The organism is Gordonia caeni, from assembly GCF_039537105.1.
GTDB classification, from domain to species: Bacteria; Actinomycetota; Actinomycetes; order Mycobacteriales; family Mycobacteriaceae; genus Gordonia; species Gordonia caeni.
Map to the genome: position 1 here is coordinate 50,903 of NZ_BAAAZW010000004.1, position 20,491 is coordinate 71,393.

Sequence of the window (20,491 nt, forward strand, 5' to 3'; positions counted from 1 at the left end):
CGATCGTCAACCAAAGGTTGACGATCGCCATGCGTCAACCTAGAGTTGACGCATGGCTGAGAACACACCCCTCGACCCACCCGTCCGCCTCGACGACCTGATCGAAGCGATCAAGAAGGTCCACGACGACCCGCTCGATCAGCTCACCGACGCGATGCTCACGGCGGATCACCTCGGCGACGTGGCCGACCACCTGATCGGCCACTTCGTCGACCAAGCGCGCCGCGCCGGCGCCTCCTGGACCGACATCGGCGCCAGCATGGGCGTCACCAAGCAGGCCGCCCAGAAGCGATTCACTCCGAAGGATCCCGGGACCGCCGCCGACCTCGATCCGAACCAGGGCTTCAACGCCTTCACGCCCCGTGCACGCACCGCCGTCGCCGCCGCGCACACCGCGGCCAAGTCGGCACACAATGCCGAAGTGGCGCCCGTCCACCTGATGCTCGGCATCCTCGACGATCCCGAATGCCTGGCCGCCGCTCTGATCGAGCAGGAGGGCGTCGATCCCACAGCCCTCGGCGAACGGCTCCGCGCCGCGCTCCCGGACGCGGTCGACGACGTCCCGGCGCTCATCCCTTTCGACACGGCCGCCCGCAAGGGGCTGGAGCTGACCTTCCGCCAGGCGCTGCGGCTCGGGCACGGCTACGTCGGCACCGAGCACATCCTGCTCGCGCTACTGGAGGCCGAGGACGGCTCCGGTCCCCTGTCGGACGCGGGTCTGGACGCGCAGCGACTGGAACCGCGGCTCACCGAACTGCTCGCCGCCATGGCGGTCGCCGAAGACACTCCCGACCAGTAGCACGACCGCCGGCGGTTGGACGACCTCACCGACCGGATGGTTGAGTACCGGCATGGAGACCGGCACACGTGACCTGCAGGGCCGGTTCACCGTCGACGCACTCGACCCGTGGCCCCGTTCGGAGGCCGGATCCACGCCGGATGCCTTCGCCGGGAGCGGCACCAGATGAGCCGCAAGTGGGTGCTGCTCGCGTGCGCCATCGCCGCCGAAGTGGCCGGCACTCTGGCCCTGCGGGCCACCGTCGACCGTCCGGCGCTCGCCGCCGTGGTCGTCGTCGGCTATGCGGCTGCCTACTACCTGCTGGCTCTGGCCCTGCGTGCGGGCATGAGTCTCGGCGCCGCCTACGGCATCTGGGGCGCGCTCGGCGTCGCGCTGGTCACTCTGCTCGGCACGGTGGTCTTCGGGGAGACCCTCAGCACCGTCGCTCTCCTGGGGATCGGGGTGATCATCGCGGGCGTCGTCCTGGTGGAGACCGGTGCGCGTCCGGTGATCCTGGACGAACCCACCGACACCGGGCCGGAGGTGACCCGGTGAGCTGGATCTGGCTGCTGCTGGCCATCTTCGGCGAGGTGCTCGGCACACTCGGACTGCGGGCCAGCGACGGCTTCCGCAAGCGGATCTGGCTGCTTCCGGTCGCGCTGAGCTACGTCGTCGCGTTCGGGTTCCTGCGCATGGCACTGGCCGACGGGTTCCCGGTCGGCGTCGCCTACGGACTGTGGGTGGCGATCGGCATCGTGGCGATCGCGCTGGCCGCCCGCGTTATCTGGAAGGACCCCATCACCCTGCGGATGTCGCTGGGCATGGTGCTGATCATCCTCGGTGTCCTCCTGGTGGAACTCGGCTGAGTCACGCGCTGCCGAAGCGGCGATCGCGCTTGGCGTATTCCAGGCAGGCCGCCCAGAGGTCACGGCGATCGAAGTCGGGAAAGAGCTTCTCCTGGTACACCATCTCCGCGTAGGCGGACTGCCACAGCAGGAAGTTCGACAGCCGCTGCTCGCCCGACGGACGCAGGAACAGGTCGACGTCGGGCATGTCCGGCTCGTCGAGGTAGCGCGCGAAGCTCGCCTCGGTGATCCGGTCCGGGTCGATCTCGCCGCGTGCGGCGCGACGCGCGATCTCCCGCGCGGCGTCGGCGATCTCGGCCCTGCCCCCGTAGTTGACGCACATGACGAGCGTCATGACGTCGTTGTCCTGGGTCAGTTCCTCGGCCACTTCGAGCTCTTTGATCACGCTGCGCCACAAGCGGGGCCGCCGGCCGGCCCACCGGACGCGGACGCCCATCTCGTTCATCTCGTCGCGGCGCCGGCGGATCACATCCCGGTTGAAGCCCATCAGGAACTTCACCTCGTCCGGGCTGCGGGACCAGTTCTCGGTGGAGAAGGCGTACGCGGACAGCCACTTCACGCCGATCTCGATGGACCCGCACACCGCGTCCATCAAGACGGCCTCGCCGCGCTTGTGCCCTTCGGTCCGCGGCAGCCCGCGTTCCTGCGCCCAGCGCCCGTTGCCGTCCATCACCAGCGCGACGTGCTGCGGCACGAACTCGGCCGGGATGGCCGGCGGCGTCGCGCCGGACGGGTGCGGATCGGGGGCCCGGATCGCGCGCGGTGCGGTCGCCGGCCGGGAGCGGCGGGTCAGTCGTGCCATCGTCCCTCGCCTTTCCTCGGAGTTGCTCACGCGGTGGTCGCCGTCTGCGACGGTCCCGGCGGCGTTCCGCCGGACCCTGCCTCCAGGTTAGGCGGCGTGTGCCGTTCGATCAGCGGCAGTGTCCGCAGTCGCCGCTCCAGATGCCACTGCAGGTGCGCGGCGATCAGGCCGGTCGCCTGCCGGTGCTGCGATTCGGTGGCCGACGACACGTGCTCCCACTGACCGCGGGCCAGCGCATCCATCAGTTCCAGGACGCCCACCGACGGGGTCGCTGCCCCCGCCGGTCGGCAGTACACGCACACGGCACCGCCCGCGGCGACGTGAAAAGCCTTGTGCGGACCGGGATTCGCGCAGCGGGCACAGAGGTCGAGCGAGGGCATCCAGCCCGCGGCCCCCATCGCCCGCAGCAGAAAGGCATCCAGGATCTGCCGGCGTTCCCGGCGATCCTCCGACAGCGCGGTCAGCGCCCCCACGGTCAGCCGGTACAACTGGAGCGCCGGAGCCCGTTCCTCACCGGCCAGCCGCTCCGCGGTCTCCAGGACCGCGCAGGCGGTGGTGTAGCGCGCATAGTCCCGAGCCATCGACTCGCTGAAGGCGTTCAGAGTGTGCACCTGCGTCACGATGTCGAGGTTGCGGCCCGGATAGAGGCTCACGTGCACGTGCGCGAACGGCTCCAGCCGCGCCCCGAACTTGGACCGGGTGCGCCGGATCCCCTTCGCGACGGCACGGACCAGACCGTGCTCGGCGGTGAGGAAGGTGATGATGCGGTCGGCTTCGCCGAGCTTGTGCTGGCGGATCACCACCGCCTCGTCCTGGTAATTCCTCACCGCAACATTCTCTCATCCACCTGCGACCGATCAGCGTCCCGACTCGCGCCAGAACGCCTCTTCGGCCCGATCCGCCCGGGCGATCTCAGCTGTACGGGCCCGCCGGGTGCGGGCGGTCTCGTCCCGCATCATCACGCCGAGGACAGCGAACGCACCGAGCGCGAACAACGCGGCCACCACCCGGCAGCCCAGCACGAAGGCCACCACGCCCAGCACGATCGCGGCGAGCCACGTCACCGCATTCGGAACCATCACCGCACCCGGAAGCTGTGTCGCAGCCGCGAGCCCGGCCGGTACCGCGAGCACTGCCGGCACCACCGGCATCGTCCAACCGGACGCAGTCGGCCGAATCCGCAGCAGCAGCCACACCAGAAGCAGCACGACCGCCCCGATCACGAGCGTCCCCACGATCCCGCCTGCAAGAGACAGGCGCAGACCACCGATCAGCCGGTCGCCGATCAGCAGGGCTGCTGCCGCCGCGATCACGACCTGCAGAACGCTGGCGGGAAAGGCGAGCATCGGGTGTCGTTCTCCGCGCTACTCGCCCCGGGCCTCGCGGCGGGCCAGCGCGGCATCGGCGGCCGCGTTCTCGGCCCTGGACTCGGTCCGGCCGTCCCACCAGCGCCGCAGAATCAGGAAACCCAGGCCCCAGGTGAGCAGTGCGCTGGCGAACCAGACGACCACGGTGGAGGCCAGCCAGGCCGTGAACCCGCTGATCGACAGGGCGCCGCTGATCAGCGTGGTGATCCACAGCGCCAGCAGCGTCGAGATCAGCCCGATGCCGCCCAGGATCGCCGAGGCGTACTTGCGGGCGAGGTTGAAGACGAAGGGCGCCAGAATCGATTGCAGCGCCGTGAAGATCGCGACGGCGATGAAGAAGCCCCGGACCGACAGAGTGAAGTCGGCGACCACCGCGGCGCAGATCAGGAAGGCGACCGCGGCCGAGGCCAGGTTCACCGCGACGCTCAGCAGAAATCGGATCATGACCTTCTCTTCTCACCGGCGCCCACACCCTGAGCGCGGACCGTGTGTCTGATTCTGCCCTGCGGCACGCCGATTCGGAACGATCTCCCCGTTGAAATCCCGGGCCGTCTCGTCAGAAACCCAGACGCCCGAGCTGCTTGGGGTCCCGCTGCCAGTCCTTGGCCACCTTGACGTGCAGGTCCAGGTAGACCCGGCAGCCCAGGAGCTTCTCGATCTGCGACCGGGCTCTGGTGCCGACCTCCTTGAGGCGGGCCCCGCGGTGACCGATGATGATGCCCTTCTGGCTGTCCCGCTCCACGTACAGGATGGCGTGGACGTCGACCATGGGCGGGTCGGAGCCCTCGCGCGGAATCACCTCTTCGATGGTGACCGCCAGCGAATGCGGCAGCTCGTCGCGCACCCCCTCCAGGGCGGCCTCGCGGATGAACTCGGCCATCAGGACCTGCTCGGGCTCGTCGGTCAGCTCGCCGTCCGGGTAGAACGCCGGTCCGGGCTCGCTCAGCGAGACCAGCAGGTCGGTGAGCACGTCCAGTTGCTCACCGGACTTGGCCGACACCGGGATCACGTCGGCCTCGGGGCCCAGCAGCCCGGACAGCTTGATCAGCTGTTCGGCCACCTTCTCCGGTCCGGCCTTGTCGAGCTTGGTGACGATGCCGATCACCTTGGTGCGCTTGGCGAGCGGCTTGATCTGCTCGATGATCCATTTGTCGCCGGGGCCGATCGGTTCGTCGGCGGGGATGCACAGGCAGATGATGTCGACCTCGGAGAGGGTGTCGAGCACCAGATCGTTGAGTCGCTTGCCGAGCAGCGTCCGCGGCCGATGCAGGCCGGGGGTGTCCACCAGCACCAACTGTGCGTGCGGCAGGTTCACGATGCCGCGGATGGCGTGGCGGGTGGTCTGCGGCCGGTTGGAGGTGATGGCGACCTTGTCCCCCACCAGCGCGTTGGTGAGCGTCGACTTGCCGGTGTTCGGCCGCCCCACAAAACAGATGAATCCAGAACGGAACTCGGTCTCGGTCACTGCTGGTCTCCTTCTGAGGCGCCGGCGTCCGCGGCGGCGGGCCGCGGCGGCTCGTCCCGGACGACGCTGTCCGCCGATCGGTGAGTCTTCGTGTCGGCGCCGGACCCGATGCTCTCACGTCTGCCGGTGCGCTCCCGGGACGCCTTGTCCCGCTTGTTCTTCCGGTCCGCCCGTGCCTCGTCCCCGGCCGGCGTCTGACGTTCCACCAGGACGGTGGTGATGCGCTGGCGTCCGACCCTGTTGGGGCCGCCCTCGGCGGTCAGCAGCAGGCCCGCGGTCTTCACCCGCGAGCCGGGCAGCGGTACGCGGCCGAGCTTCCAGGCCATCAGGCCGCCGACGGTCTCCACGTCGTCGTCGCCGAGTTCCATCCCGTACAGCTCGCCCAGGTCTTCGGCGGGCAGCCGGGAGGAGACGCGGTAGACGCCGGCGGCGACCTCCTCGACCGGCGGGACCTCGTCGGTGTCGTACTCGTCGGCGATCTCCCCGACGATCTCCTCCAGGACGTCCTCGATGGTCACCAGGCCGGCGATGCCCCCGTACTCGTCCACCAGCAGCGCCATGTGGTTGTGGTGGGTCTGCATCTCCTCCAGCAGATCGTCGAGCCGCTTGGAGTCGGGCACGAACCACGGCTCCCGCATCACGTCGGCGACGCTGAGACCGGTCTGCAGGGTCCCGTGCGGCAGCATGCGCTCGACGATGTCTTTCAGGTAGACCAGCCCCAGCATGTCGTCGGGGTTCTCGCCGATCACCGGGATGCGCGAGTGACCCGAACGCACCGCCAGACTGAGCGCCTGGGTGGCCGACTTGTCCGCCTCGATCCAGACGATCTCCGGCCGCGGCACCATCACCTCTCGGGCGTTGGTCTCGTCGAGTTCGAACACCGACTGGATCATGCGTCGCTCGTCGTCGTCCACCACGCCCTGGACCTGTGCCAGGTCCACCACCTCACGCACCTCCACCTCGGTCGCGAACGGGCCGTTGCGGAATCCGCCGCCGGGGGTCAGCGCGTTACCGAGCAGGATCAGCACGCGCGTCACCGGGCGCAGCAGCACCCCGATACCGGTCAGGAACGGGCCGGCGACCAGCGCGATCGAATAGGCGTACTGCCGGCCGACGGTGCGCGGTCCCACGCCCACCGCGACGAACGAGACCACCATCATGGCCAGGACGGCCACCACGATCCCCCAGGTGAGGCCGAGGCCGTCGACCGCCACGATGGCCACGAGGACCGTCGACGCGGTCTCGAAACCGATGCGCAGCAGCACCGAGAGAGCGATGTAGGTGGGCCGCTGCGCAGCGATCTCGGCCAGGCGTTTCGCACCGGGCCGCTCGTCTTTGACCATGTCGTCGATGCGGGCCACCGACACCGTCGCCAGGGCCGAGTCGATCGCGGTCAGCAGCCCGGCGAGGACGGTGAACGAGGCGGCGACGCCCAGAAAGACGATGTCGCGCACCATCGGTCAGTGCCCGGGCGTCCCGGGGTCGGCCCCGGGCGCTCCGTCGAAGCCGATGTCGCGCAGCAGGCGGGCGTCCTTCTCCGCCTGACGCTGCGCCCGCACGCGGTCGTCCCGCGCGTCGTACCAATCGCTGAGGATCGCGTTCTGCAGGCCGAACATCTCTTTCTCCTCGGCCGGCTCGGCGTGATCGAAGCCCAGCAGATGCAGCACCCCGTGCACGGTGAGCACCGCGAGCTCGTGCTCGAAGCTGTGCCGCTGCTTCTTGGCCTGATCGGCGGCGAACTCCGGGCACAGCACGATGTCGCCGAGCATGGCCGGTCCCGGCGCGTCGGCATCGGGGCGGCCACCGGGGGTGAGCTCGTCCATCGGGAAGCTCATCACATCGGTGGGGCCGGGCAGATCCATCCACTGCACGTGAAGACCCGCCATGGTGTCCAGGTCGACCAGCTGGATGGACAGCTCGGCGGCCGGGTGCACGTCCATCGCGCCCAGCGCGAACCGCGCGACCTCGATGATCTGATCCTCCGGGGCGTCGACGCCGGACTCGTTGAACAGCTCGATACTCATCGGCGACGGCCCGCCTGCGCGCCGTGGGCGCGGCGCTGCGCGCGGTTGCCGGCGAGTCCGTCGTTCTCCTCGGCGCGGCCGTAGGCGTCGACGATGTCGGCGACCAGCCGATGCCGGACCACGTCCGCACTGGTCAGCTCCGCGAAGTGGATGTCGTCGATGCCCTCGAGGATGGACGTCGCGATGCGCAGACCGCTGCGCGCCCCGCCCGGCAGGTCCACCTGGGTGATGTCACCGGTGACCACCATCTTGGCGCCGAATCCCAGCCGGGTGAGGAACATCTTCATCTGCTCACCGGTGGTGTTCTGGGCCTCGTCGAGGATGATGAAGGCGTCGTTGAGGGTGCGGCCGCGCATGTAGGCCAGCGGCGCCACCTCGATCACCCCGGCCTCCATCAGCTTCGGGATGGCCTCGGGGTCCATCATGTCGTGCAGCGCGTCGTACAGCGGACGCAGATACGGGTCGATCTTCTCGCTCAGCGACCCCGGCAGGAAGCCCAGCCGCTCCCCCGCCTCGACGGCCGGCCGCGTCAGGATGATGCGGCTGACCTCTTTGCGCTGCAGTGCCTGCACGGCCTTGGCCATCGCGAGATAGGTCTTACCCGTACCGGCCGGACCGAGCCCGAAGACGATGGTGTTCGCGTCGATCGCGTCCACGTACCGCTTCTGGTTCAGCGTCTTGGGCCGGATGGCCTTGCCCCGCCGCGCGATGATGTCCAGGCTGAGCACCTGCGCCGGCGAATCGGTGGTCGAGGTGTCGGACAGGATGGTCATCGCCTCGCGGACCAGGTCCGGCGTCAGCGGGGTGCCGCTGCGGACCAGCACCACCAGTTCGGCGATCACCCGCTCGGAGGCCGCGACGTCGGCGGACGGACCGGTCAGCGAGATCCGGTTGCCCCGGACGTGGACGTCGGCCGGCAGTTGCGATTCCAGGGTGCGCAGATTGACGTCGTTGGCCCCCAGCAACCCGACCACCAGCTCGTGTGGGATCTCCATGCTCGAGGTCGCCACGCGGGGTGTGTGGTTGTCGTCGGTCACTAAGCTGTTCACTCCTGAAATCGCCGGTCGATTGGGCTAAGTCTATCCCGTGCCGGCGCCGGTGCGCTTCTCGGTTTCCGCACCCTCTGGCACGCCCGCCGAGGGCCTGCGGAAGATCCGGCTGCTGACCTGTCCGGTGGCCACGGGACGCCCCTGCGCATCGTGGACGTGCACGTTCGTCACCGTCGCCGACCGGGTGCGGTGCACCACGGTGGCCGTCGCGGTGAGCTCCGACCCGGCCGGCGCCAGGTAGGTGACTGTCAGGTGCGACGTCGCCCCGCCGGTGGCGCCGTCGCCGGGGGCCAGACCGGACGCCGAGGCCATGGCGCCCGCCGTGTCGATCAGCGTGGCGATCACCCCGCCGTGGATCACTCCGGGCGTGGTGGTGACGCCGTCGGAGTACGGCAGCCGGGCGACGATGCGGTCGGCCTGCGCGGCCTCGACCGAGATGCCGAGGCCGCGGGCGACCGGAGAGGCCAGCAGGATGTCGTCGATCCAGTGGGAGGCGAGTGAATGCATGAGAACTCCTGGTGGGTCCGGTGCCGCCGGCCGGTCCGGCGGCACGGTAGACCCAGCGTCACCGCATCGGGCGCCTCCCGTCGATGACCTCGGAGGTCATGTCACCGCCGCGCGGCGGCCTGCGCGCCGGCCGCGATCGCACCGCGGGTAGCCTCGTCGGCCGGATAGAAGGCCTCCAGCCGCAGCTCGTCGATCGTGACGTCGGCAGCCGATTCCACCGCGGTCGAGATGCTGAAGAAGCGCAGCACGCCGGCGGCGGTCTCCAGTTCCAGCGGGACCACCACGTCGGCCCGCGCGGCGCGGCCCGCGTCCTCGCCGGGGAGGGCGGCGGCCCGGTCGGCGAGCTGGTGCAGACGCCGGTCGCCGGTGCGCGCCGCCCGGCTGCGCACCTGTGCGAGCAGATGCGCCCGCCATTGGCCCAGATTGGCGATCCGGGGGGCGAGGCCCTCCGGGTGCAGGGTCAGCAGGACCGCGTTCACCGGCGGCTCCAGCAGCTCCGCTGCGCACCCGGCAAGCAGGACGTCGGTGGCCGCGTTGCGGTCCACCACGTTCCACCAGCGATCCAGCAGCAGGGCCGGGAACGGCAGGTGCGCGTCGAGGATGGTCTGCAGTGCTCCGCTGACGGCGAGCAGTTCGGGCGCGTCCAGGCTGCGTTCGGGGTAGGCCGGTGCCAGCCCGGCGGCGAGCAGCAACTCGTTGCGCTCACGCAGCGGGATCTCCAGCTCGGCCGCGAGGCGCTCGATCATCGCCCGCGTCGGGCGGGACCGCCCGGTCTCCACATAGCTCAGGTGCCTGGTGGACACCCCGGTGCGTGCGGACAGGTCCAGCTGACTCAACTGCCGGCGACGCCGCCACGATCGCAGGAGATCACCGACACCGGCCCCGGACGCTTCTGCCATTCACCGAGCCTACGAAAGCCGTCGCCGTCTCGACAGCACCCGCGCCCGGCCGCGGGTCACAGACCGAGCAACCGCAGCGTCTGCCGGTGGGCCGGGCTGCGCGGATCGACGAAGGCGGCGTGATCGCCCGGCACCTCGGTCAGGGTCACCGCCTGGCCGCGCTCACGCATCACCTCGGCGTAGTGCCGGCTCAGCGCCGGCGGAACGGCCTGGTCGTCGAGGGTGTGCACGATCGCGACCGTCGCGTCGGTCACCGGTGCCTGGGCGGGCGAGGCCTCCCGGTAGCGGTCGGGCGCCACCGCGTACGGCACGCCCATCAGGCCGGCGACGGACTCCTTGTCGCGCACCTCGGGGACCGTCAAGTCGAGCACTGCGGACTGCGGCACCACTGTGGTGATCCGGTGATCTGTCGTCCGGGCTCCCAGCCGGGCGACCGCCCAGGTCGCGAGCTGACCGCCTGCCGAATGCCCGACGACGGCCACGTCGTGGCGGTGCACGGCGACGCCGGCCGCGGCCAGCTCCGCGGCCACCGGGCCGTCGAGGGCGCGCAGGGCGGCCAGCGCGTCGCGGCCGGTCTGCGGCCAGCCGCCGCCTTCCTCGCGGCGCCGGTATTCGACGTTCCAGACCGCCGCGCCCCGCACGGCCAGGTCGCGGGCGACGGCGGTGTTGATGGTGAGCGCGAACTCGGTCGACCACGACCCGCCGTGCACCAGCACCACCAGCGGCACCGGGCCGGATCCGACGGCCCCGGGGAGGTACAGGTGACCGAACTGCGACGGCTGTTGTCCGTAGGCCACTCTGCGGCGCGTGACGGTCCGGGCGCCGGGTGCAGCGGTCATCGGGCCCACCGGTCGGTCACCGCACCGAGGGCGCCGAGAGCGACCGCGCCGGCGGCCGCGGTGCGCAGCACTTCCGGCCCCAGCAGGACGGTGCGCGCGCCGAGGGCGGTCAGGTCGGCGATCTCCTGTTCGGTGAGGCCGCCTTCCGGGCCGATCACCAGCACCACTTCGGCGGCGCCGGAGAAGTCGACGGCACGGAACGGGGTGGCGCCGTCCTCGTGCAGGATCGCGACCACACCCGAGTCGGCGTGCACCCGGGCGCACAGGTCACGGACGTCGATCGTCGTGGACAGGTCGGTGACCTCGGGGATCCAGGCGCGCCGCGACTGCTTGGCCGCGGTGGCCGCGGCGGTCCGCCACTTGTCGACGCCCTTGGCCGCTTTGGCCCCCGACCAGCGCGCGATGCTGCGCGCGGCCTGCCACGGCACGATCACGTCCACCCCGGCCTCGGTCATCAGGTCGACGGCCAGTTCGGCGCGTTCGGCTTTGGGCAGCGCCTGCACGATGGTGACCAGCGGCTTGGGCTGCGCGACGAACTCGACGCGGCCGGCCCGGACGGTTAGCCGGTCCTTGCCGGACGTGTGCGTCACCGTGCCCTCGGCGCGGGTGCCGCGGCCGTCGCCCAGGATCACTTCTTCACCGGCTTTCAGCCGGGTGACGGTGACCGCGTGGCGGCCTTCCGGGCCGGTCACCAGCGCGCTCTCGCCGGCGCGCGGGACCTCGTCGACCCAGAAGACCGGCGGCGTCATCGGCCCGCGAAGGCGTTGCGGAGACGCGAGAACAGACCGTCCTTGGACGAGCCCTTCGAGGAGGCGGTGACCAGTTCGACGTCGTCGTCGGTGCTCTCGCGCAGGCGATGCAGCAGGTCGTTCTGGGTGTCGTCGATCTTGGTCGGCACCACCACTTCGAGGTGTGCATGCAGGTGCCCGCGCAGTCCGGTGTTCAGGTGCGGGAGGCCCTGCCCCTTGACCGTTACGACGGTGCCCGGCTGAGTGCCCGGCTCGATGCCGATCCGTGCGGTGCCGCCCAGAACGGTGTCGATGTCGAGTTCGGTGCCGAGGGCGGCGTCGACCATCGGTACCCGCAGGGTGCAGTGCAGGTCGTCCTTGTCACGGACGAAGACCTCGTCGGGCTTCTCGCTGATCTCGACGTAGAGGTCGCCGGCGGGGCCGCCGCCGGGGCCCACCTCGCCCTGACCGGCCAGGCGCACGCGCATGCCCTGCTCCACGCCGGCCGGGATCTTCACGGTCAGGGTGCGGCGTGAGCGCACGCGGCCGTCGCCGCCGCATTTGACGCACGGGTCCGGGATCACTTCACCGGCGCCGTGGCATTCGGGGCACTCGCGGACCGACATCACCTGGCCGAGGAACGACCGCTGCACGGTCTGGATCTCACCCTGCCCCCGGCAGGTGCCGCAGGTGACCGGACGCGAATTGTCGCGGGTTCCGGCGCCCTCGCAGACATCGCAGAGGACGGCGGTGTCGACGGTGATCTCCCGCTCGGCACCCTCGGCGATCTCGTCCAGGTCCAGGGTCAGGCCGACCAGCGCCGGTTCGCCCGGCCGCACGCGTCCGCGGGGACCGCGGCCCCCGCCGAAGCCTCCTCCGCCACCGCCGAAGAAGGTGTTGAAGATGTCGCCCAGACCACCGAAGTCGCCGCCGAATCCACCGCCCATGCCACCGGGGCCGGCCAGCGGGTCGCCGCCGGCATCGACGATCCGGCGCTTGTCCGGGTCGGCCAGCACTTCGTAGGCCGTGGTGACCTCTTTGAACCGTTCCTCTTCACTCGGGTTCACATCGGGGTGCAACTCACGCGCGAGCCGCCGGTAGGCCCGCTTGAGGTCCTGGTCGGAAGCATCCCGGGAGACCCCCAGGATGCCGTAGTAATCACGAGCCACGGAAAGAACGTCCTTTGCTACTTCGACTATCGGTCGGCGAGCACTTCGCCGACATATCGCGCCACCGCGGCGACCGAGGCCATGGTGCCCGGGTAATCCATCCGGGTCGGCCCGACCACGCCCACGCCGCCGAAAACGGTGCCCGAAGCACCGTACCCGGTCGACACCACCGAGGTGCCCCGCAGGTTCTCCACCAGCGTCTCCTCGCCGATCTGCACGGTGACGCTCTGGTTGTCGCGGGTGTGCGCCAGCAGTCGCAGAATCACGACTTGTTCTTCCAACGCCTCGAGCACCGTGTCCATTCCGCCGCCCATCGGAGCGAAGTCACCGGCGCTGCGGGCCAGGTTCGACGTCCCGCCGAGCACCAGCCGGTCCTCGGGCCGCTCCACCAGGGTCTCGATCAGCACCGTCGCGATCTCCAGGATGGGCCGCTGCAGGTCGGGCGGGGAACTGTCGGTGAGATCGGACACGGCCGCCGAGGCCTCCTCCAGCGCCTTACCGTCGAGCGCGCTGCCGAACAGGGTCCGGACCTGGGCCAGGTCGTCGTCGCCGAGCGGGTCGCGCAGCGCCACCATGCGCTGCTCCACGCGCCCGGTGTCGGTGATGACCACCAGCAGCAGCCGCTGCGGGCTCAGCGCCACCACCTCCAGATGCCGTACGCGGGCGGTCGAGAGCACCGGATACTGGATCACCGCGACCTGCTGGGTCAGCTCGGCGAGCAGTTTGACGCTGCGGCGTAGGACGTCGTCGAGGTCGACGGCGTGGTCCAGAAAGCTCAGAATGGCCCGGCGCTCGGCCTGCGACAGCGGCTTGACCTCGTGGATGCGGTCGACGAACAGGCGGTAGCCCTTATCGGTCGGCACCCGCCCCGAGCTGGTGTGCGGCTGCGTGATGAGCCCCTCGGCTTCGAGGACGGCCATGTCGTTGCGCACGGTCGCGCTGGAGACACCGAGGTGGTGGCGGCTCACCAGCGCCTTGGAGGCGATCGGTTCCTGGGTCGCGACGAAGTCGGTCACGATCGCGCGCAGAATCTCGAATCGGCGATCGTCTGTGCTCGACACTTCGGCACCTCCCTCAGGCGTTGTGCATACAGTGGATCAGGACCATCGTGATGGTTCACCCGTAATCCTAGTGAATCGACAGTGAGACCGAGCACGATGATCTTCAAGGGCGTCCAGGAAGGCAGGCCGTACCCCGACCTGAACCTGTCGCCGCGCGAGTGGGCGCAGATCCCCCCGCGCCAGTTCCGCCTCGATGAGCTGATCACCGTCACCACCGTCCTGGCACTGGACAAACTCCTGTCGGAGGACTCCACCTTCTACGGCGACCTGTTCGCGCACGTGGTGCAGTACCGCGGGGAGCTGTACCTGGAAGACGGCCTGCACCGGGCGGTCCGCTCGGCGTTGCGGAACCGCACCATCGTCCATGCGCGCCTGCTCGACCTGGACGATCCCACCGCCCATCCCGGCGCCCCGGCGGCCGCGGAGAGCACCGACCGGCTTCCACCGGTCCCGTCGCGCCCGGTGAATCCCCGGCGCACCGGCCGTCCGGCCCGCGGCGCCCATCGGGCCGGCGACTGACGCGTCCCTCGCAATCTCTTTTGGCTCTTTGACCGACCTCTGGGGTCGCTGCAAGCGCCAAGAATCCTCGACCGTCGCCCTCAGTCGACGAGGACGTCGCGGATGACGCCGTCGGCCAGCAAGCGGCCCCGGTCGGTGAGCACGTAGGCACCGTCGCTGCGCGTCAACAGCCCGTCGGCACAGGCGCGGTCGGCCCGCACCCGCTCGTCATCGGACAACTCTTCGATCCCGAGTCCGGACCGCATCCGCAATCGCAGCATCACCGATTCGGTGTGCCGGTCCTCGTCGGTCAGCACCTCGAAGCCGCCGACCGGGAGGGCTCCGGAGTCGAGCGAGGCCCCGTAGGTGGCCGGGTGCTTCTGGTTCCACCACCGCAGGCCCGCCACGTGCGAATGGGCGCCGGGACCGATCCCCCACCAGTCGTCGCTGCGCCAGTAGGCCTCGTTGTGTCGGCACACCGAGGCGGGCGACGGAAGCGGCGAGAGGTCTTGTGCCGCAGCCCAATTCGACACCTCGTACCAAGTCATTCCGGCCCCGGACAAACGCTCGTCGATGCGCTCGTACCGGGCGGCGAGGATGTCGTCGTCGGGCATCGGGACTTCGCCGCGACGCACCTTCCGGGCGAATGCGGTGCCGTCCTCGACGATCAGGGCATACGCCGAGACGTGGTCGACGGGGACCGACAGCACCGCATCGAGGGAGGCGTCCAGGTCGGCATCGGTCTCTCCGGGGGTCCCGTAGATCAGATCCAGGTTGACGTGCTCGAAACCGGCCTCGGCCGCCTCCCGCGCGGCGGCGAGCGCGCGACCAGGCGTGTGCCGCCGGTCCAGGACCGCCAGCACGTGCGGCGCGGCGGACTGCATGCCGAGCGAGATCCGCGTGTATCCGGCCGCACGGAGCCCGGCGAAGAACTCCGGCGAGGTGGACTCCGGGTTGGATTCGGTGGTGACCTCGGCCCCCGGCGCCAGGGCGAACGACGACCGGACGGCGCCGAGCAGGTCGGCCAGGCCGTCGGCCCCCAGCAGCGACGGGGTGCCGCCCCCGACGAAGATCGTCTCCACCGGACGCTCCGGCGACAGCATCGCCGCGGCCCGGTCCAGTTCCCGCCGGACGGCGTCGGCCCAGGCCGCCGGTGACGTCGACGTTCCCAGCTCACCCGCGGTATAGGTGTTGAAGTCGCAGTATCCGCATCGGGTGGCGCAGAACGGCACGTGCAGATAGAGCCCGAGAGGGCGGGCCGGATCGACGTCGCGCAGCCGCGCCGTCGCCTCGGCCGGCAGCGGGGTCGAAGGCGCACGCAAGCTCATCCGTCCATGATGACCCACCGGCACCCGAGGTAGTTAAAATCACACTGCAGATAAATGCATGCAGGTTAGACGTACGGCCGACGGCATGGCACCATGGTCAGCGTGACTACTACGGGCGTCCGCCTCATCGAACGGCGGCACATCGACCTCATGCGCTGTGACAGCGCATCGTGTCTGCCCTAGCCGAGTCCGGCCTCGACCAGTCCAGCCCTTTCCGATTTCCCGCGCCGTGCGCAGCGCCGCGCCGGTGATCGATCCCGGACGCCGACTCGCTTTTTCACCTTCTCTGGCCAGCCCCCGTGACGTATCGCCGTGCAGGCGATACGCGAGGAGATCCGAATGACTCTCACCAGCCCCGACAAGGTCGACGACGCGGCACCGACCCCGCCGCGCAAGCGCGCCCGGCCGTCCAAGCGCCGGGCCGAAGGCCAGTGGGCCCTCGGCTTCCGCGAGCCGCTGAACCCGAATGAGCAGTCCAAGAAGGACGACAACCCGCTCAACGTCCGGCGGCGCATCCTCGACATCTACTCGCACGTCGGCTTCGACGGCATCGACAAGGCCGACCTGCGCGGCCGCTTCCGCTGGATGGGTCTGTACACCCAGCGCGCCGAAGGCTACGACGGCACGCACACCCACGACGACAACATCGACTACCTCGAGGCCCCGTACTTCATGATGCGGGTCCGCACCGACGGCGGGCACCTCGACGTGCCGCAGCTGCGGGCCCTCGCCGGGATCTCGCGCGACTTCGCGCGGGGCACCGCCGACGTCTCCGACCGCCAGAACATCCAGTACCACTGGATCGAGATCGAGAACGTCCCGGAGATCTGGCGCCGGCTGGACGAGGTCGGGCTGGACACCACCGAGGCCTGCGGCGACTGCCCGCGCGGCATGCTGGGCTCCCCTCTCGCCGGGCTCTCGGTGGACGAGGTGATCGACGGCACTCCCGCGATCGAAGAGATCAAGCGCCGCTACATCGGCGACCCGCGCTTCTCCAACCTGCCCCGCAAGTTCAAGACCGCCATCTCGGGCCAGCAGGACGTGGTCCACGAGATCAACGACGTCTCCTTCGTCGGCGTGGAGCACCCCGAACACGGCCCCGGTTTCGACCTCTGGGTCGGCGGCGGTCTGTCGACCAACCCGATGCTGGCGCAGCGCCTGGGCGCGTGGGTGCCCCTCGACGAGGTTCCCGACGTCTGGGAAGGCGTCATCTCCATCTTCCGCGACTACGGCTACCGCCGTCTGCGCTCGAAAGCGCGGCTGAAGTTCCTGCTCAAGGACTGGGGCCCGGAGAAGTTCCGGCAGGTGCTCGAGGACGAGTACCTCGAGCGCAAGCTGATCGACGGCCCGGCACCGGTCCAGCCCACCCAGCCCATCGATCACGTCGGCATCACCGAGCAGACCAACGGCCTGTTCGCCGTGGGCTTCTCGGCCGTGTCGGGCCGGCTCTCGGACAAGAGCCTGTTCGCCGTCGCCGACGCCGTGGAACGCTCGGGGGCCGACTCGATCCGGCTCACCCCGTACCAGAAGCTCGTCGTGGTGAACGTGCCCGAGGACAAGATCGCCGGCCTCGAAGCCGATCTGGAGGCCGTCGGCCTGACCGCGCGGCCCTCGCGCTGGCGCCGCAACCTGATCGCCTGCACCGGTCTGGAGTTCTGCAAGCTCAGCTTCACCGAGACGCGCAGCCGCTCGCAGCAGTTGGTGCCGGAGATGGAGCAGCGGCTGGCCGAGCTGAACGATCAGCTCGACGTGCCGATCACCATCAACTTCAACGGCTGCCCCAACTCCTGCGCCCGCGTGCAGGTGGCCGACATCGGCCTCAAGGGCCAGTTGATCGCCGACGAAGACGGCAATTCCGTCGAAGGCTTCCAGGTGCATCTCGGCGGTTCGCTGGGCTTCGACACCGCATTCGGCCGCAAGCTCCGTCAGCACAAGATCTACGCCGACGAGGCCACCGAGTACATCGAGCGCCTGGTCCGCAACTTCATCGCGGGCCGCCAGGACGGTGAGCGCTTCGCCCAGTGGGTCGTCCGCGCCGACGACGCGGAACTGCAGTGAGAGGTGAGTGACATGACGACCACCCTGGAGACCGCGCACCTGCGCGAGATCGCCGAGGACGGAGCCCGGCAGCTGGGCCCCGACGCCTCCGCCGAACAGCTGCTGCAGTGGACCGCCGACGTCTTCGGCACCGACTTCGTGATCGCCGCCAACATGCAGGATGCCGTCCTGCTCGACGTGGCCAGCAAGGCCATCGATCGGTCCACGGTGCAGAACGAGAAGCTGAAGGTCTTGTTCCTGGACACCGGCTACCACTTCGTCGAGACGCTCGGCACGCGCGACGCCGTGGTCGACATCTACGACCTCGACCTGATCAACGTGGAGCCGGAACAGACGGTGGCCGAACAGGATTCACTGCTGGGCAAGAACCTCTTCGCCTCCGATCCCGCCGAGTGCTGCCGCCTGCGCAAGGTGGTGCCACTGAAGGCCTCGTTGGCGCCGTTCCGCGCCTGGGTGACCGGCATCCGTCGCGTCGAGGCGCCCACCCGCGCGAATGCTCCGCTCATCTCCTTCGACGAGGGATTCGGTCTGGTGAAGATCAATCCTCTCGCCGCCTGGAGCGATGAGCGGTTCCAGGACTACATCGACACCCACGGTGTCCTGGTCAATCCGCTGGTCGACGACGGCTACCCGTCGATCGGCTGCGAACCCTGCACCGCCAAACCAGTTCCCGGACAAGATCCGCGCAGCGGCCGTTGGGCCGGCAGCGCCAAGACAGAATGCGGGTTGCACGCCTCATGAGCATCACTTCCGACACCCAGACCTTCTCCAGCGCTCCGGCGTTCGATGCCGCCGTGCGACCGGCCGGCGACGCCGACGGTTTCACCACCCTGGACGCTCTCGAGTCCGAGGCGATTCACATCTTCCGCGAGGTGGCCGGCGAGTTCGAGCGTCCGGTGATCCTGTTCTCCGGCGGCAAGGACTCCACCCTGCTGCTGCACCTGGCGCTCAAGGCCTTCTGGCCGGCGCCGCTGCCCTTCTCGCTGCTGCACGTGGACACCGGCCACAATCTGCCGGAGATCATCGAGTTCCGCGACGAGATCGTCGAGCGTCACAACCTGCGGCTGCACGTGGCCAAGGTGGAGGACTACCTCGAGGACGGCCGGCTCTCCGAGCGCCCCGACGGCATCCGCAATCCCCTGCAGACCATTCCGCTGCTCGACGGCATCGCCGAGAACCGCTTCGACGCGGTCTTCGGCGGCGCCCGCCGCGACGAGGAGCGGGCCCGCGCCAAGGAGCGGATCTTCTCCCTGCGCAACGCCTTCGGCCAGTGGGATCCCAAGCGTCAGCGCCCGGAACTGTGGAATCTGTACAACGGCAAGCACGCGCCGGGCGAGCACGTCCGCGTCTTCCCGCTCAGCAACTGGACCGAGTTGGACGTGTGGCGCTACATCGCCCGCGAGCAGGTGCTGCTGGCGCCGCTGTACTACGCGCACCAGCGCGAGGTGTACCAGCGCGACGGCATGTGGATGACCTCCGGTCCGTGGGGCGGTCCGCGCGAGAACGAGACCGTCGAGACCCGGACGGTCCGCTACCGCACCGTCGGCGACGGCTCCACCACCGGCGCCGTCCTGTCCGAGGCCGTCGACAACGAAATGGTGCTGGCCGAGGTGGCCGCCTCCCGGCTGACCGAGCGCGGCGCCACCCGCGGCGACGACCGCGTCTCCGAGGCCGCCATGGAAGACCGCAAGCGCGAAGGATATTTCTGATGAGCACCCCCACTGCCGACTCCGCGGCGCACGCCCCGACCCACCGGTTCGGCGCCGATCTGCTGCGTATCGCGACCGCGGGCAGCGTCGACGACGGCAAGTCGACCCTGGTCGGCCGCCTGCTATACGACACCAAGTCGGTGCTGGCCGACCAGATCGACGCGGTGACCAAGGCTTCGGTGGACCGCGGCATGGACACCCCGGATCTGTCGCTGCTGGTCGACGGACTGCGCGCCGAGCGCGAGCAGGGCATCACCATCGACGTCGCCTACCGCTACTTCGCGACCCCGGAGCGGTCGTTTGTGCTGGCCGACACCCCGGGCCACGTGCAGTACACCCGCAACACCGTCTCCGGTGCCTCCACGGCCCAGCTGGTGATCCTGCTGGTCGACGCCCGCAACGGTGTCGTCGCGCAGACCCGCCGGCACGCCGCGGTCATGGCACTGCTGGGCGTGCCGCGTCTGGTGCTGGCCGTGAACAAGATCGACCTGGTCGACGACGCCGAATCGGTGTTCAAGCAGGTCTCGGCCGAGTTCGGCGAGATCACCCGCTCGCTCGGCTACTCCGACGACCAAGTGCTCGAGATCCCGGTCTCGGCGCTGCGCGGCGACAACATCGCCCGCCGCTCGGAGGACACCCCGTACTACGACGGCCCCACGCTGATCGAGCACCTGGAGACCGTGCCGAACCAGCCCGACCGCCGCCCGGTGGGCCTGCGCTTCCCGGTGCAGTACGTGATCCGGCCGCGCACCCCCGACTACCCCGACTACCGCGGCTACGCCGGTCAGGTGGCTGCCGGCTCGGTGTCGGTCGGCGACGAGATCGTCGTCCTGCCGTCCGGGCAGCGCACGCGCATCGCCAAGATCGACACCCCCGACGGCGAACTGCCGACCGCCCACGCCGGCCGCAGCGTGACCCTGCTGCTGGCCGACGACGTCGACGTCTCGCGCGGTGATCTGATCGCGGCGACCGCCGATTCCCCCGAGCCGTCGCAGCAGTTCACCGCGACCGTCTGCTGGCTCGGCGACAAGCCGCTGCGGCCGGGTGCCCGACTGCTGCTGAAGCACGGCACCAAGACCACCCCGGTCATCATCGGCGACCTGCAGACCCTGTTCGACGAACAGGATCTGGCGCTGATCGACGCCCCGGAGACGGTGGAGCTCAACCAGATCGGGCGGATCTCGCTGACCACGGCCGAGCCGGTCGCCGCCGACGACTACCAGGTGAACCGGGAGACCGGCAGCTTCCTGCTGATCGATCCGGCGGGCGGCAACACCCTCGGCGCCGGCCTGATCGGCGATGCGCTCGAGAACCTCGACCTGTCGTCGGTCGCACTGGTGTGAG

General features: G+C 69.8%; 23 protein-coding genes. 8 read left to right on the forward strand and 15 right to left on the reverse strand.

What is annotated here, in order from left to right; translation table 11 throughout:
* The first annotated feature begins 52 nt into the window (after positions 1–52).
* The 3 genes from ABD732_RS07275 (at position 53) to ABD732_RS07285 (ending at position 1,644) form a co-directional block, all read left to right on the forward strand.
* The gene (locus tag ABD732_RS07275; protein ID WP_344782124.1) at positions 53–799 is read left to right on the forward strand and encodes a Clp protease N-terminal domain-containing protein; all 747 of its coding nucleotides are present in this window, start codon (positions 53–55) and stop codon (positions 797–799) included.
* Positions 800–964: 165 nt separating this feature from the next.
* Positions 965–1,333: a DMT family transporter gene (locus ABD732_RS07280; protein ID WP_344782126.1), complete on the forward strand. Its 369-nt coding sequence runs from the start codon at positions 965–967 to the stop codon at positions 1,331–1,333.
* Positions 1,330–1,644 carry a DMT family transporter gene (locus ABD732_RS07285; protein WP_344782128.1) on the forward strand — a complete coding sequence of 105 codons (315 nt, stop codon included), beginning with the start codon at positions 1,330–1,332 and terminating at the stop codon, positions 1,642–1,644. The genes ABD732_RS07280 and ABD732_RS07285 overlap by 4 nt, the downstream gene beginning before the upstream one ends.
* A 1-nt stretch (position 1,645) precedes the next feature.
* On the opposite strand, the gene ABD732_RS07290 is transcribed toward ABD732_RS07285, so the two are convergent.
* The 14 genes from ABD732_RS07290 to hrcA all read right to left on the reverse strand — a co-directional run bounded on the left by ABD732_RS07290 (position 1,646) and on the right by hrcA (position 13,554).
* A complete protein-coding gene (locus tag ABD732_RS07290) occupies positions 1,646–2,446 on the reverse strand; it encodes an isoprenyl transferase (RefSeq protein ID WP_344782130.1) in 801 nt (266 codons plus the stop codon).
* A gap of 26 nt (positions 2,447–2,472) precedes the next feature.
* A complete protein-coding gene (gene recO, locus ABD732_RS07295) occupies positions 2,473–3,273 on the reverse strand; it encodes a DNA repair protein RecO (protein WP_344782132.1) in 801 nt (266 codons plus the stop codon).
* A gap of 30 nt (positions 3,274–3,303) precedes the next feature.
* Positions 3,304–3,792, reverse strand: coding sequence for a hypothetical protein (locus ABD732_RS07300; RefSeq protein WP_344782134.1), 489 nt, complete (start codon positions 3,790–3,792; stop codon positions 3,304–3,306).
* 18 nt (positions 3,793–3,810) lie between these two features.
* On the reverse strand, positions 3,811–4,257 hold the full coding sequence (locus ABD732_RS07305; protein ID WP_344782136.1) for a hypothetical protein: 447 nt from the start codon (positions 4,255–4,257) through the stop codon (positions 3,811–3,813).
* Between the two features lie 112 nt (positions 4,258–4,369).
* Positions 4,370–5,278, reverse strand: coding sequence for a GTPase Era (gene era, locus ABD732_RS07310; protein ID WP_344782138.1), 909 nt, complete (start codon positions 5,276–5,278; stop codon positions 4,370–4,372).
* Positions 5,275–6,735, reverse strand: a complete 1,461-nt coding sequence (locus ABD732_RS07315) for a hemolysin family protein (protein WP_344782140.1) — start codon at positions 6,733–6,735, stop codon at positions 5,275–5,277. The genes era and ABD732_RS07315 overlap by 4 nt, the downstream gene beginning before the upstream one ends.
* Positions 6,736–6,738: 3 nt before the next feature.
* Complete coding sequence (gene ybeY / locus ABD732_RS07320; protein ID WP_344782142.1) at positions 6,739–7,302, reverse strand: rRNA maturation RNase YbeY; 564 nt, start codon at positions 7,300–7,302, stop codon at positions 6,739–6,741.
* On the reverse strand, positions 7,299–8,297 hold the full coding sequence (locus tag ABD732_RS07325; protein ID WP_344782767.1) for a PhoH family protein: 999 nt from the start codon (positions 8,295–8,297) through the stop codon (positions 7,299–7,301). Before ABD732_RS07325 ends, ybeY begins: the two co-directional genes overlap by 4 nt.
* A gap of 84 nt (positions 8,298–8,381) precedes the next feature.
* Positions 8,382–8,858 carry a PaaI family thioesterase gene (locus tag ABD732_RS07330; protein ID WP_344782144.1) on the reverse strand — a complete coding sequence of 159 codons (477 nt, stop codon included), beginning with the start codon at positions 8,856–8,858 and terminating at the stop codon, positions 8,382–8,384.
* Positions 8,859–8,959: 101 nt separating this feature from the next.
* Positions 8,960–9,757, reverse strand: a complete 798-nt coding sequence (locus tag ABD732_RS07335) for a helix-turn-helix domain-containing protein (RefSeq protein WP_344782146.1) — start codon at positions 9,755–9,757, stop codon at positions 8,960–8,962.
* 56 nt (positions 9,758–9,813) lie between these two features.
* The gene (locus tag ABD732_RS07340; protein ID WP_344782148.1) at positions 9,814–10,596 is read right to left on the reverse strand and encodes an alpha/beta hydrolase family protein; all 783 of its coding nucleotides are present in this window, start codon (positions 10,594–10,596) and stop codon (positions 9,814–9,816) included.
* Positions 10,593–11,345 carry a 16S rRNA (uracil(1498)-N(3))-methyltransferase gene (locus tag ABD732_RS07345; RefSeq protein ID WP_344782150.1) on the reverse strand — a complete coding sequence of 251 codons (753 nt, stop codon included), beginning with the start codon at positions 11,343–11,345 and terminating at the stop codon, positions 10,593–10,595. The genes ABD732_RS07340 and ABD732_RS07345 overlap by 4 nt, the downstream gene beginning before the upstream one ends.
* A complete protein-coding gene (gene dnaJ / locus ABD732_RS07350; protein ID WP_344782152.1) occupies positions 11,342–12,493 on the reverse strand; it encodes a molecular chaperone DnaJ in 1,152 nt (383 codons plus the stop codon). The genes ABD732_RS07345 and dnaJ overlap by 4 nt, the downstream gene beginning before the upstream one ends.
* Positions 12,494–12,519: 26 nt before the next feature.
* Positions 12,520–13,554 carry a heat-inducible transcriptional repressor HrcA gene (gene hrcA, locus ABD732_RS07355; RefSeq protein ID WP_344782154.1) on the reverse strand — a complete coding sequence of 345 codons (1,035 nt, stop codon included), beginning with the start codon at positions 13,552–13,554 and terminating at the stop codon, positions 12,520–12,522.
* Positions 13,555–13,650: 96 nt separating this feature from the next.
* Between hrcA and ABD732_RS07360 the strand changes: the two genes are divergently transcribed.
* Entirely contained in the window at positions 13,651–14,073 is a 423-nt protein-coding gene (locus ABD732_RS07360; RefSeq protein WP_344782769.1) for a type II toxin-antitoxin system VapB family antitoxin, read from the forward strand.
* Positions 14,074–14,153: 80 nt separating this feature from the next.
* Here the strand turns inward: ABD732_RS07360 and hemW are convergent, their stop codons facing one another.
* The gene (hemW, locus tag ABD732_RS07365) at positions 14,154–15,380 is read right to left on the reverse strand and encodes a radical SAM family heme chaperone HemW (RefSeq protein ID WP_344782156.1); all 1,227 of its coding nucleotides are present in this window, start codon (positions 15,378–15,380) and stop codon (positions 14,154–14,156) included.
* Positions 15,381–15,719: 339 nt separating this feature from the next.
* Between hemW and ABD732_RS07370 the strand changes: the two genes are divergently transcribed.
* Genes ABD732_RS07370 through ABD732_RS07385 form a run of 4 tightly spaced genes read left to right on the forward strand, consistent with a single transcriptional unit; the run spans position 15,720 to position 20,490 of the window.
* A complete protein-coding gene (locus ABD732_RS07370; RefSeq protein WP_344782158.1) occupies positions 15,720–17,438 on the forward strand; it encodes a nitrite/sulfite reductase in 1,719 nt (572 codons plus the stop codon).
* Between the two features lie 12 nt (positions 17,439–17,450).
* Positions 17,451–18,179: a phosphoadenylyl-sulfate reductase gene (locus ABD732_RS07375; protein ID WP_344782160.1), complete on the forward strand. Its 729-nt coding sequence runs from the start codon at positions 17,451–17,453 to the stop codon at positions 18,177–18,179.
* The gene (gene cysD, locus ABD732_RS07380; protein WP_425553005.1) at positions 18,176–19,147 is read left to right on the forward strand and encodes a sulfate adenylyltransferase subunit CysD; all 972 of its coding nucleotides are present in this window, start codon (positions 18,176–18,178) and stop codon (positions 19,145–19,147) included. The genes ABD732_RS07375 and cysD overlap by 4 nt, the downstream gene beginning before the upstream one ends.
* On the forward strand, positions 19,147–20,490 hold the full coding sequence (locus tag ABD732_RS07385; protein ID WP_344782164.1) for a sulfate adenylyltransferase subunit 1: 1,344 nt from the start codon (positions 19,147–19,149) through the stop codon (positions 20,488–20,490). The genes cysD and ABD732_RS07385 overlap by 1 nt, the downstream gene beginning before the upstream one ends.
* Position 20,491: the final 1 nt, after the last annotated feature.

Excerpts from the sequence above, each read along its gene's own strand:
- ABD732_RS07340 (WP_344782148.1), bottom strand. The coding sequence starts at position 10,596 with ATGACCGCTGCACCCGGCGCCCGGACCGTCACGCGCCGCAGAGTGGCC.
- cysD (WP_425553005.1), top strand. The coding sequence starts at position 18,176 with ATGAGCATCACTTCCGACACCCAGACCTTCTCCAGCGCTCCGGCGTTC.
- ABD732_RS07370 (WP_344782158.1), top strand. The coding sequence starts at position 15,720 with ATGACTCTCACCAGCCCCGACAAGGTCGACGACGCGGCACCGACCCCG.
- ABD732_RS07280 (WP_344782126.1), top strand. The coding sequence starts at position 965 with ATGAGCCGCAAGTGGGTGCTGCTCGCGTGCGCCATCGCCGCCGAAGTG.
- ABD732_RS07330 (WP_344782144.1), bottom strand. The coding sequence starts at position 8,858 with ATGCATTCACTCGCCTCCCACTGGATCGACGACATCCTGCTGGCCTCT.
- ABD732_RS07375 (WP_344782160.1), top strand. The coding sequence starts at position 17,451 with ATGACGACCACCCTGGAGACCGCGCACCTGCGCGAGATCGCCGAGGAC.
- ABD732_RS07335 (WP_344782146.1), bottom strand. The coding sequence starts at position 9,757 with ATGGCAGAAGCGTCCGGGGCCGGTGTCGGTGATCTCCTGCGATCGTGG.
- ABD732_RS07360 (WP_344782769.1), top strand. The coding sequence starts at position 13,651 with ATGATCTTCAAGGGCGTCCAGGAAGGCAGGCCGTACCCCGACCTGAAC.
- ABD732_RS07300 (WP_344782134.1), bottom strand. The coding sequence starts at position 3,792 with ATGCTCGCCTTTCCCGCCAGCGTTCTGCAGGTCGTGATCGCGGCGGCA.
- ABD732_RS07325 (WP_344782767.1), bottom strand. The coding sequence starts at position 8,297 with ATGGAGATCCCACACGAGCTGGTGGTCGGGTTGCTGGGGGCCAACGAC.
- ABD732_RS07345 (WP_344782150.1), bottom strand. The coding sequence starts at position 11,345 with ATGACGCCGCCGGTCTTCTGGGTCGACGAGGTCCCGCGCGCCGGCGAG.
- hemW (WP_344782156.1), bottom strand. The coding sequence starts at position 15,380 with ATGAGCTTGCGTGCGCCTTCGACCCCGCTGCCGGCCGAGGCGACGGCG.
- ABD732_RS07315 (WP_344782140.1), bottom strand. The coding sequence starts at position 6,735 with ATGGTGCGCGACATCGTCTTTCTGGGCGTCGCCGCCTCGTTCACCGTC.
- ybeY (WP_344782142.1), bottom strand. The coding sequence starts at position 7,302 with ATGAGTATCGAGCTGTTCAACGAGTCCGGCGTCGACGCCCCGGAGGAT.
- ABD732_RS07385 (WP_344782164.1), top strand. The coding sequence starts at position 19,147 with ATGAGCACCCCCACTGCCGACTCCGCGGCGCACGCCCCGACCCACCGG.
- ABD732_RS07290 (WP_344782130.1), bottom strand. The coding sequence starts at position 2,446 with ATGGCACGACTGACCCGCCGCTCCCGGCCGGCGACCGCACCGCGCGCG.
- ABD732_RS07275 (WP_344782124.1), top strand. The coding sequence starts at position 53 with ATGGCTGAGAACACACCCCTCGACCCACCCGTCCGCCTCGACGACCTG.
- ABD732_RS07305 (WP_344782136.1), bottom strand. The coding sequence starts at position 4,257 with ATGATCCGATTTCTGCTGAGCGTCGCGGTGAACCTGGCCTCGGCCGCG.